Source organism: Mesorhizobium sp. M0514, from assembly GCF_040321145.1.
Taxonomy (GTDB): Bacteria; Pseudomonadota; Alphaproteobacteria; order Rhizobiales; family Rhizobiaceae; genus Mesorhizobium.
Genome location: NZ_JAMYQZ010000136.1, coordinates 1 through 10147, shown reverse-complemented (window position 1 = coordinate 10147; position 10147 = coordinate 1). Strand labels below are relative to the sequence as shown.

Sequence of the window (10147 nt, the reverse complement as noted above, 5' to 3'; positions counted from 1 at the left end):
AGCGAGGCGAGGTCCGCGGCGAGGAACTCGGCTTTGCCGCCGGCGGATTCGATTTCTGCGACGGTTGCCTTGCCGCGAGCCGCGTCACGGCCATGCACCAGCACGCGCGCGCCGCCGTCGCCCAGCCTTTGCGCGACGGCGCGGCCGACGCCGTCGGTCGAGCCGGTGATGAGGATTGTCTTGTCTTTCAGGTCCATGTCGGGAGCCTCCATATTCGCTCTGGATGCCAAGATGGTGCGCTTTGCGCTCGCCAAACAGTTCAAACTTTATCCTGGTATCGATACTGCTATACTGCGCCCTCATGGATGCTTCCGCACCATCGCCCGAAGACAGCCGCCGGCGCGAGCTTGGCGCCTTCCTGCGTTCGCGCCGCGAACGGCTTTCGCCGTCAGCCACCGGCATTGCGGCCGGCGCGAGGCGGCGTACGCCCGGTCTGCGCCGCGAGGAAGTGGCGATGATCGCCGGCGTCGGCACGACCTGGTACACCTGGCTGGAACAGGGCAGGGATGTGCGGCCTTCGGTGGAGGTACTGACGGCGCTTTGCGAGGCCTTGCGCCTCGATGCCGCCGAGAAGCGGCATTTGTTCACGCTGGCCGGCCGCCAGCAGCCCGAGCGGCGGCGCATTACCCCGGTCAAGGTCGAAGGTCCCCTGCTGCACATGCTGCAGAGTCTCGTCCTGCAACCGGCCTATATTGTCGGGCCGCGCTGGGATGTGCTGGCCTGGAACGCCGGGGCGGTTGCCATTTTCGGCGATTACGGCTTGTTGGAGGGCGACGCCCGTAACATCCTCCATGGCGTGTTCACCGATCCGCACCGGCGCCATTTGCTGGTCGACTGGGAACAGCTGGCGCGCGCCACCCTTGCGGCGTTTCGCGCCGAGAGCGCGAAATACACCGGCGACCCGGATTTCGAGCGGCTGATCGCGCTTATGATGCGGTCGAGCCCGGAGTTCCGGGAGTGGTGGCCGCAGCGAGATGTGGTGCATCGTCTCTCCGGCAAGAAGTATCTGCGCCATCCGATCGCCGGCGCGATGGCGTTCGAGCATATGAGCCTGTCGATCGATGACGGCTCGGACATGAAGCTGATCGTCTACACGCCGCTGGCCGAGCAGAATTCGGTCGCCAAGCTGCAGGCATTGGTGGACGCGCTGCCTGTCGAACGGCGCAGTGCCTAGTTGACGTTGTGAATGCAAGTTCCTACCTCTCCGAGACAATTTCCGGGGAGGCACATAGATGATCTTTTTAAGTCATAATCACGCGGACAAGCCCGTTATTGAACCGGTTGCACTTCGGCTCCGCGAAATTTTTGGGCAGGACAAGGTTTTTTACGACAGCTGGTCAATACAGCCAGGCGATGGCATCATTGATAAAATGAACGAAGGCCTGACTTCGCCAAAGTTTGTTTTTTTCTTTGTTTCTGGAAAAAGTCTTCAGAGCAACATGGTCAAGCTCGAATGGCAGAACGCATTATATAAAGCCACGAAGGGCGAGTGCAAAATCATTCCCGTTCGTGTGGATGGCTCCACGATGCCGCCTGTACTTCTTCAGAACGTCTACATCGATATGTTCGCCAATGGGATTGAAGCAGCGATTGTTCAGATCGTGAATGTCATCCAAGGAAATAATACGTTCACCCCGCAGCATATGGGATTCTCCAATCTCACCTATAGCTTTTCAGGTAATCCGTCTGTTGCCGTGGACATCGTAATTTCGGCTTCTCACCTCATGGAGCCGAATCCCTCATTTCTTGTTTTGATAGACAACGAAGAGGGTGAAATCATAATCGAGATGAACGGTGGAGTGCCGCATCGGGGTGGGTTCAACAAAGGCATCACCCTGGACAACGGCATAGTGGTGAATGGCTTTGCTATTGCTCCACTCGGCGGAGCCATCACACCTAAAATGCCGACGAAGCTAAAGATCACACCGCAACAGGGCAAGCTCGTAGCGTTTAGGGGAGTTCTTCATCAGGCATCTTATGACGAATGGAAAGCAATACCTCCAAGGAACTGAGTATCACGCAACTGAGCACCGCGGCAGTTATCAGGGCTTCGGCTTCAGCCCATCGATAAACAGCTGTTCGAGAAAGCGCGCCGCATCCTCGAAGCGGCCGTCGCCGCCGCGGTCGGCGCCGAGCACGGCGCGGACCTGGACGTCGAAATCGGCGTAATGCTGGGTCGTCGCCCAGATCGAAAAGATCAGGTGCCAGGGATCGGTGCGGGCGATTTTTCCTGCGCGCATCCAGCCCTTGATGACGTTGGCCTTCTCGTCGACCAGCGTTTTCAGCTCACCCGCCAGCAGCGGCATGATGCGCGGCGCGCCTTGCAGGATCTCGTTGGCGAACAGCCGGCTTTCCCTGGGAAAATCACGCGCCATTTCGAGCTTGCGCCGGATGTAGCTCCTGAGCTCGGTCAGGGGGTCGCCGATGTCGTCGAGTTCACGTAGCGGCGCCAGCCACGTCGCCAGCAGCCGCTCCATCAGCGTTTCGTGGATGTCTTCCTTGCGGCGGAAATAGTAGAGCAGGTTCGGCTTCGACATCCCGGCGGCCTCGGCGATCTGGTCGATGGTCGAACCGCGAAAGCCGTTGGCGGAGAAGACTTCGAGGGCTGCCTCCAGGATCAGTTCGCGCTTTTCCTGCTGGATGCGGGTGCGGCGAGGGGCTGAGCCTTCCATGGCGCCGCTCACCCCTGCAAGCCTTGGCCGCAGGGTTCATCTGGACCAATTCTCTGGACCAGTTTTTCTCTTACCCGTGGAGCGCACTTCGCAGGCCGCATTTCCGCTAGTAATCCCTTGACCGCCGACAGGGCGGTGCTAACGTTTGTCCAATCGGTCAAAAATTTGCGTAGCATGAAAACGCAGCAAAGACCAAGCTTTGGAAAGACCAAGCGTTAGCCGCACCGAAACAGGTTACAAGGGGAAGTCTTGGTCATGTCCAACCGGCTGAAAGTCACGCCGAACGATCTCAGCGCATTCTGGATGCCGTTCACGGCAAACCGGCAGTTCAAACAGGCGCCGCGCATGTTCGTTTCCGCCAAGGACATGCACTACACCACCAGCGACGGCCGCAAGGTGCTCGATGGCACCGCCGGCCTCTGGTGCGTCAATGCCGGCCATTGCCGTCCCAAGATCACCGAGGCGATCCAGCACCAGGCGGCCGAACTCGACTATGCGCCGGCCTTCCAGATGGGCCACCCGATCGTGTTCGAACTGGCAAACCGCCTGGTCGATCTCGCGCCCAAGGGCATGGACCATGTCTTCTTCACCAATTCCGGTTCGGAATCGGTCGAAACGGCGCTGAAGATGGCGATCGCCTATCACCGTGTGAAGGGCGAGGGCGCGCGCACCCGCCTGATCGGCCGCGAACGCGGCTATCACGGCGTCAATTTCGGCGGCATCTCGGTCGGCGGCATCGTCACCAACCGCAAGATGTTCGGCACGCTGCTCGGCGGCGTCGACCACATGCCGCACACGCATCTGCCGGAAAAGAACGCCTTCTCCAAGGGCGTGCCGGAATATGGCGCGGAACTCGCCAACGAGCTGGAGCGCATCGTTGCCCTGCATGACGCCTCGACCATCGCCGCTGTCATCGTCGAACCGGTCGCCGGCTCCACCGGCGTCATCCTGCCGCCGAAGGGCTATCTGCAGAAACTGCGCGAGATCTGCACCAAGCACGGCATTTTGCTGATCTTCGACGAGGTCATCACCGGTTTCGGCCGTCTCGGCGCGCCGTTCGCAGCGGATTATTTCGGCGTCACGCCCGACATCATGACCACCGCCAAGGGCGTCTCCAACGGCGTCATCCCGATGGGCGCGGTGTTCGTGAAGAAGGAAATCCACGACGCCTTCATGACCGGCCCCGAGCACATGATCGAGTTCTTCCACGGCTACACCTATTCGGGCAATCCGATTGCGTGCGCCGCGGCACTCGGCACGCTCGACACCTACAAGGAAGAGTGCCTGCTGACCCGCGGCGAGGAACTGGCGCCCTACTGGGAAGATGCGCTGCATTCGCTGAAGGACGAGCCGCATGTCATCGACATCAGGAATATCGGCCTGATCGGCGCGATCGAACTGGCGCCGATCGCCGGCAGCCCGACCAAGCGGGCCTTCTCGGCCTTCGTCAAGGCGTTCGAGCGCGGCGCGCTGATCCGCACCACCGGCGACATCATCGCGCTGTCGCCGCCACTGATCATCACCAAGGGCCAGATCAACGAATTGATCGACCATGTCAGAGAAGTGCTGAGGGCGATCGATTGACAAACCGGGCGCGGATAGCCCTCCCCCTCGAGGGGAGGGTGGCCGCGAAGCGGTCGGGTGGGGTCGGTGCGACCGGACGCCGACCTGCTCTTTTGTTCCGAGGCCGCTCCTGATGCCCCGTACCCGCGTGAGCTTCGAAATGCGCCAAAAGGCGCGAGCGCTTCGAATTCACGCGACCAAGGGAGAATCGCTGCTGTGGTATGAACTGCGGGACCTGAAATCAGCCGGCATCAAGTTTCGCCGTCAGTGCCCGATTGGCCCGTACATCGTGGATTTTGCCTGCTTGGCGGTGAAGCTGATCGTTGAGGTCGATGGCGACATGCACGAACACGACAGGGGTAGTCGGCACGATGCCGTTCGCGATGCTTATCTGCGATCGCTCGGATTTGAAGTCTTCCGTGTTGACGAGCCCGATGTCATAAACAGCGCTTGGCACGTCGCGCAGGTGGTCAAAGAGAAGGTCGCGCGCGTCGCGGGCGACCCCACCCGACCGCTTCGCGGCCACCCTCCCCTCGAGGGGGAGGGGGACGCCGCCGCCCCGCAACCGATGAGGTTTTAGAGCATGGCCGCCCCAGGCGAGAATCTGCGAATCAATTCAGACCGTTTGTGGGATTCCATCATGCAGATGGCGAAGATCGGCCCCGGTATTGCCGGCGGCAACAATCGCCAGACCGTGACCGACGAGGACGGCGAGGGACGGCATCTGTTCAAGCGCTGGTGCGAGGCGGCCGGGCTCGAAATGGGGCTTGACGAAATGGGCACCATGTTTGCCCGCCGGGAAGGCGCTGATCCCAGCCTGCCGCCGGTTTATGTCGGCAGCCATCTCGACACGCAGCCGACCGGCGGCAAATATGACGGCGTGCTCGGCGTGCTCGGCGGGCTGGAGATTATTCGCTCGCTTAACGATCTCGGCATCCAGACCAGGCATCCGATCGTCGTTACCAACTGGACCAATGAGGAAGGCTCGCGCTTTGCCCCGGCTATGATGGCGTCCGGCGTGTTCGCCGGTGTGCTCGATCAGGCGGACGTGTATCAGCACACTGATAAACAGGGCAGGAAATTTGGCGAGGAGCTGGAGCGCATCGGCTGGAAAGGCACCGAGAAAGTCGGTGATCGCAAGATCCACGCCTTCTTCGAACTGCATATTGAGCAGGGGCCGATCCTCGAGGACGAAGGCATCGACATTGGCGTCGTCACCCACGGCCAGGGCCTGAAATGGCTGCAGGTAACGCTGACCGGCAAGGAGGCGCATACCGGCTCGACCCCGATGCCCAAGCGCCGTAATGCCGGGCTCGGCATGGCTCGGGTCATCGAACTGGTGCACGAGATCGCCATGGACTACCAGCCCGACGCCGTCGGCGCGGTCGGCCACATGGAGGTGTTTCCGAACTCGCGCAACATCATCGCCGGGCGCACCGTCTTCACCATCGACATCCGCTCGCCCGAGAAGGAAGTGCTGGACGCGATGGATGGGCGCATACGCGAAGGCATCGACACAATCTGTGAGGCGCTCGACATCCAGTACAAGGTCGAGCAGGTCGGCGCTTTCGATCCGGTCACCTTCGATGCCGGCTGCGTCAAGGCGATCCGCGACGCCGCCGATCGGCTCGGCTATTCCCACCGCAACATCGTCTCCGGCGCCGGCCACGACGCCTGCTGGATCAACCGCGTTGCGCCGACCGCCATGGTGATGTGCCCCTGCGTTGACGGGTTGTCACACAACGAGGCTGAGGAAATCACCAAGGAATGGGCCGGCGCCGGCGCCGACGTGCTGTTCCATGCGGTGGTAGAGACAGCGGGGATCGTGGCGTGAACTAAGATCTGTATTCAAAACGACGCTCACAAGAAGCGCGAAGAGAACAAGGGAACACGACAATGACCAAAGTCATCCGAAACGGCACCATCGTCACCGCCGACCGCACCTGGAAGGCCGATGTGCTGATGCAGCACGGCAAGATCGTCGCCATCGGCTCGAACCTGCATGGCGACCATGAGTTCGACGCCAGCGGCTGTTACGTCATGCCGGGCGGCATCGATCCGCACACCCATCTCGAAATGCCGTTCATGGGCACCTATTCGGCCGACGATTTCGAGTCCGGGACGCGTGCGGCCCTTTCCGGTGGCACCACGATGGTGGTCGATTTCTGCCTGCCGGCGCCGCAGCAGTCGCTGCTGGAAGCGTTGCAGATGTGGGACAACAAGACCTCGAAGGCTGCCTGCGACTACTCCTTCCACATGGCGATCACCTGGTGGGGCAAGCAGGTGTTCGACGAGATGGCCACCGTCGTCGACAGAGGCATTACCTCGTTCAAGCATTTCATGGCCTACAAGGGCGCGCTGATGGTGGACGACGACGAGATGTACGCGTCGTTCCAGCGCTGCGCCGATCTCGGCGCGCTGCCGCTTGTTCATGCCGAGAATGGCGACGTGGTTGCGGCGCTGTCGCAAAAGCTGCTCGCCGCCGGCAATAATGGCCCCGAGGGACACGCCTATTCGCGGCCGCCGGAAGTGGAGGGCGAGGCGACCAACCGCGCCATCATGATCGCCGACATGGCCGGCGTGCCGCTCTATGTCGTGCATGTGTCCTGCGAGCAGAGCCACGAAGCCATCCGCCGCGCCCGCCAGAAGGGCATTCGGGTTTTCGGCGAGCCGCTGATCCAGCATCTGACGCTGGATGAAAGCGAGTATTTCGACAAGGATTGGGACCATGCGGCGCGCCGCGTCATGAGTCCGCCCTTCCGCAACAAGCTGCACCAGGATTCGCTGTGGGCCGGCCTGCAGGCGGGATCGCTGCAGGTGGTGGCGACCGACCACTGCGCCTTCACCACCAAGCAGAAGCGCAACGGCGTCGGCGATTTCACCAAGATCCCGAACGGCACTGGCGGGCTTGAAGACCGCTTGCCCGTGCTGTGGACGACGGGCGTCAACACCGGGCGGCTGACGATGAACGAGTTCGTCGCGGTGACTTCGACCAACATCGCCAAGATCCTCAACATGTATCCTAGGAAGGGCGCCATCGTCGAAGGCGCGGACGCCGACATCGTGGTGTGGGACCCCAGCGCCAAGAAGACCATCACCTCGAAGAAGCAGCAATCGGTGATCGACTACAACGTCTTCGAAGGTTTTGAGGTGACCGGCCTGCCGCGCTTCGTCTTTTCGCGCGGCGAATTGTCGGTCGAGGAAGCGGAGGTCAAGGCCAAGCCCGGCCATGGCGAATTCGTCGCCCGCGAGCCGAACGCGGCGGTCAACCGGGCTCTATCGACCTGGAAGGACATCACCGCGCCGCGCAAGGTCGAACGCACCGGCATTCCGGCGACAGGCGTTTGACGTTGCGGAGCCCGGGGGCGCTCATTTCACTGGTCGTGGCGATGGTGGTCGCTGGTCCGGCAACAGGGGCCGAGAGGCTGGTGGGCTTCTGGGGCAACGATGCCGGTTGTGTCTTTGCAAAGGCCGGCTTTCAGGGCCGCGACGATTATATCGTGCTGACCGCCGAGGGCATCGAGACCTATGGCAGCGGCTGCCGGTTCGCGCAGCAATTGACGTGGGCGCCGGGCACGCAATCACTTGATGCGACCTGTTCCGCCGAAGGCGAGGCGGGGACGACGGCTGAAACCGTTGTGGTCACCAACAAGGGCGAGGGTGGGTTCTTCGTGACCATTCCCGGTCTTGAAGAAATGGGGCCGTTGCAACCGTGTTCGTGACGTTGGAGCTGGGGGAATGAGCGCGCGCGGTTTGGGGCCGTCTGTTGCGATGGTAGTCGTTCTGGCTGCGGGTCAGGCCCTTGCGGCAGGCATCGACCTGACGAAACCCTATGGGGACAAATATGGCTGCATCAACCGCAACGGCCAGGAAGTCGCCGCCGATCGGATGCTGCTTTTGACCGACGAGGCATTGGTCACCGCCGCCAGCGCCTGCACCTTCACGGAGAAGCAAGCGCAGGCTGATGGTTCGCTGGTGGTGACGGCGACATGCGAGGCCGAAGGTGAAGACGGACAGGAGCCGACCAAATTCACCATCAAGCGCAGCGCCAAGAACGCCAAGAAGCTGACGGTCGCCGACGAGGACGGCAATGTCATGGGCGAAGTGGCGCGGTGCAAATGACGGCAGTCCCGTCAGCGTCAGGCCACCAGCGCATCCAGCTCCGGCAACAGGACGACGCTTTCCTGTTCATTGGGATCGGTGCGGGCGATGACGGCCGAGGACGGGGCGTTGCTCATATTGGCCGGCAGATGCGGTACGCCGGCCGGGATGTAGAAGAGGTCGCCGGCCTTGACGACGATGTGGTTCTCGAGCCTGTCGCCATACCATGTGTGGACCTCGCCCGAGAGCACATAGATCGCCGTCTCATGGCTTTCATGCAGATGCGCCTTGGCGCGGGCGCCGGGCGGCAGGGTGAGCAGATGCATGCAGATGCCGGACGAGCCGACCGTCTCGGCTGCAATGCCGGCAAAATAGGTCAATCCCTGCTTGCCTTCATAAGTGCTTTCAGGACGGATAAGGTGACAAGTGGGTTTGGGCGACATCGGCAAGGCTCCGGGCGTCGAGTGGGTGGGATTGGACGAGTGGAAAGCAACATCAACGCGAATGCAACGGCATTTCATCCTGGGCGGCTGCGAGAGGCAGGCAGCAAGCGATGACGGGACAATCGCCAGCCGTCGTCTCGGCAAGCAGACTTGGCCTTACCTTTCAGACCAATGACGGTCCGGTAGAGGCGCTCTCCAATGTCGACCTGACCATCGGCAAGGGCGAGTTCGTCTCCTTCATCGGCCCATCGGGCTGCGGCAAGACCACCTTGCTGCGCGTCATCGCCGATCTGGAAAAACCGACATCGGGCATGATCTCGGTCAACGGCATGACGCCGGAACAGGCGCGCGAGAAACGCGCTTATGGCTACGTCTTCCAGGCGGCAGCCCTTTTCCCGTGGCGCACGATCGAGCGTAACGTGGCGCTGCCGCTGGAGATCATCGGCCTTTCGAGAGCGGAGCAGGCCGAGCGCATCAAGCGCACGATGGAGCTCGTCAACCTCTCCGGCTTCGAGAAGAAATACCCTTGGCAGCTTTCCGGCGGCATGCAGCAGCGCGCTTCGATCGCCCGCGCGCTCGCCTTCGACGCCGACCTGTTGCTGATGGACGAGCCCTTCGGCGCGCTGGACGAGATCGTGCGCGACCATCTCAATGAACAGCTTCTGGAATTGTGGGCGCGCACCAACAAGACGATCTGCTTCGTCACCCATTCCATCCCCGAGGCGGTGTATCTGTCGACGCGCATCGTCGTCATGTCGCCGCGCCCAGGTCGGGTTACCGACATCATCGAATCGACGCTGCCAAAAGAGCGGCCACTGGATATCCGCGAGACGCCGGAATTTTTGGCGATCGCGGCCAGGGTACGCGATGGCTTGAGGGCAGGGCACAGCTATGATGATTGAGGGGGTAGCGAATGAGTGCGGACGTCGCCGCCACGCCTTCGTCATCCTAGGGCGAAGCAAGGAGCGAAGCGACGCGGGGCAGACCCTAGGATCCATACCGTTACCTATACGGTCCGCAACGGTGCAAAACGGTGCACACGCCGCTGCGCCCGCGAAGGCGAACATTCTCAACCGCTTATACCCCTCGGCCAACGTCACGGAATGGATCCTAGGGTCTGCACGACGCTTCGTGTCGCTCCGCCCTAGGATGACGAACGCGGAGGTGGTCGGCCTCCGCTTCGCTCCGGCCACCCTCTTCCCGGCGGGGAGAGGAGAAGGGGAGCGCGCCTGATGGACACCTTCCGCGAAAAATTCGTCCCCGTGACCTCCATCCTCCTGGGCGTGGTGGTGCTCTGGTATGTCTTCGCCGTCATCCTAAACGCGCCCTTCCAGCGCGACCTCGACCGGCGCGCCGGGGAAACCCACG

At 61.9% G+C, this 10147-nt stretch carries 12 protein-coding genes and 1 pseudogene; 10 read left to right on the top strand and 3 right to left on the bottom strand.

From position 1 onward, the window contains the following. A partial coding sequence (locus tag NKI61_RS30920; RefSeq protein WP_352842153.1) for an SDR family NAD(P)-dependent oxidoreductase occupies positions 1 to 197 on the bottom strand: 197 nt, incomplete at its 3' end. 104 nt (positions 198 to 301) lie between these two features. Between NKI61_RS30920 and NKI61_RS30915 the strand changes: the two genes are divergently transcribed. Both NKI61_RS30915 and NKI61_RS30910 read left to right on the top strand, forming a co-directional pair. Beyond that, on the top strand, positions 302 to 1174 hold the full coding sequence (locus tag NKI61_RS30915) for a helix-turn-helix transcriptional regulator (protein WP_352653192.1): 873 nt from the start codon (positions 302 to 304) through the stop codon (positions 1172 to 1174). Between the two features lie 58 nt (positions 1175 to 1232). Beyond that, the gene (locus NKI61_RS30910; RefSeq protein WP_352538882.1) at positions 1233 to 2012 is read left to right on the top strand and encodes a toll/interleukin-1 receptor domain-containing protein; all 780 of its coding nucleotides are present in this window, start codon (positions 1233 to 1235) and stop codon (positions 2010 to 2012) included. A gap of 30 nt (positions 2013 to 2042) precedes the next feature. On the opposite strand, the gene NKI61_RS30905 is transcribed toward NKI61_RS30910, so the two are convergent. Beyond that, positions 2043 to 2672 (bottom strand): TetR family transcriptional regulator C-terminal domain-containing protein, encoded by a 630-nt coding sequence (locus NKI61_RS30905; protein ID WP_352538881.1) that lies wholly within the window; start codon positions 2670 to 2672, stop codon positions 2043 to 2045. Positions 2673 to 2927: 255 nt separating this feature from the next. On the opposite strand from NKI61_RS30905, the gene aptA reads away from it, so the two are divergent. From aptA to NKI61_RS30875, 6 genes are all read left to right on the top strand, one after another. Next, positions 2928 to 4256: an omega-aminotransferase AptA gene (aptA, locus tag NKI61_RS30900; protein ID WP_023817919.1), complete on the top strand. Its 1329-nt coding sequence runs from the start codon at positions 2928 to 2930 to the stop codon at positions 4254 to 4256. 112 nt (positions 4257 to 4368) lie between these two features. Further along, positions 4369 to 4815 carry an endonuclease domain-containing protein gene (locus tag NKI61_RS30895; RefSeq protein WP_023725396.1) on the top strand — a complete coding sequence of 149 codons (447 nt, stop codon included), beginning with the start codon at positions 4369 to 4371 and terminating at the stop codon, positions 4813 to 4815. 3 nt (positions 4816 to 4818) lie between these two features. Further along, positions 4819 to 6069 (top strand): Zn-dependent hydrolase, encoded by a 1251-nt coding sequence (locus NKI61_RS30890; protein ID WP_023744579.1) that lies wholly within the window; start codon positions 4819 to 4821, stop codon positions 6067 to 6069. Positions 6070 to 6131: 62 nt separating this feature from the next. After that, a complete protein-coding gene (gene hydA / locus NKI61_RS30885; protein WP_023699634.1) occupies positions 6132 to 7583 on the top strand; it encodes a dihydropyrimidinase in 1452 nt (483 codons plus the stop codon). Positions 7584 to 7663: 80 nt separating this feature from the next. After that, a complete protein-coding gene (locus NKI61_RS30880) occupies positions 7664 to 7957 on the top strand; it encodes a hypothetical protein (RefSeq protein WP_245260000.1) in 294 nt (97 codons plus the stop codon). A 16-nt stretch (positions 7958 to 7973) separates the two neighbouring features. Further along, positions 7974 to 8357 carry a hypothetical protein gene (locus NKI61_RS30875; RefSeq protein WP_031197044.1) on the top strand — a complete coding sequence of 128 codons (384 nt, stop codon included), beginning with the start codon at positions 7974 to 7976 and terminating at the stop codon, positions 8355 to 8357. A 17-nt stretch (positions 8358 to 8374) separates the two neighbouring features. On the opposite strand, the gene NKI61_RS30870 is transcribed toward NKI61_RS30875, so the two are convergent. Next, positions 8375 to 8779, bottom strand: coding sequence for a cupin domain-containing protein (locus tag NKI61_RS30870; protein WP_031196380.1), 405 nt, complete (start codon positions 8777 to 8779; stop codon positions 8375 to 8377). 110 nt (positions 8780 to 8889) lie between these two features. On the opposite strand from NKI61_RS30870, the gene NKI61_RS30865 reads away from it, so the two are divergent. Then, positions 8890 to 9681, top strand: a complete 792-nt coding sequence (locus NKI61_RS30865) for an ABC transporter ATP-binding protein (protein WP_023682182.1) — start codon at positions 8890 to 8892, stop codon at positions 9679 to 9681. Positions 9682 to 10011: 330 nt separating this feature from the next. Then, positions 10012 to 10147, top strand: a pseudogene (locus NKI61_RS30860) (ABC transporter permease); the annotation flags it as partial.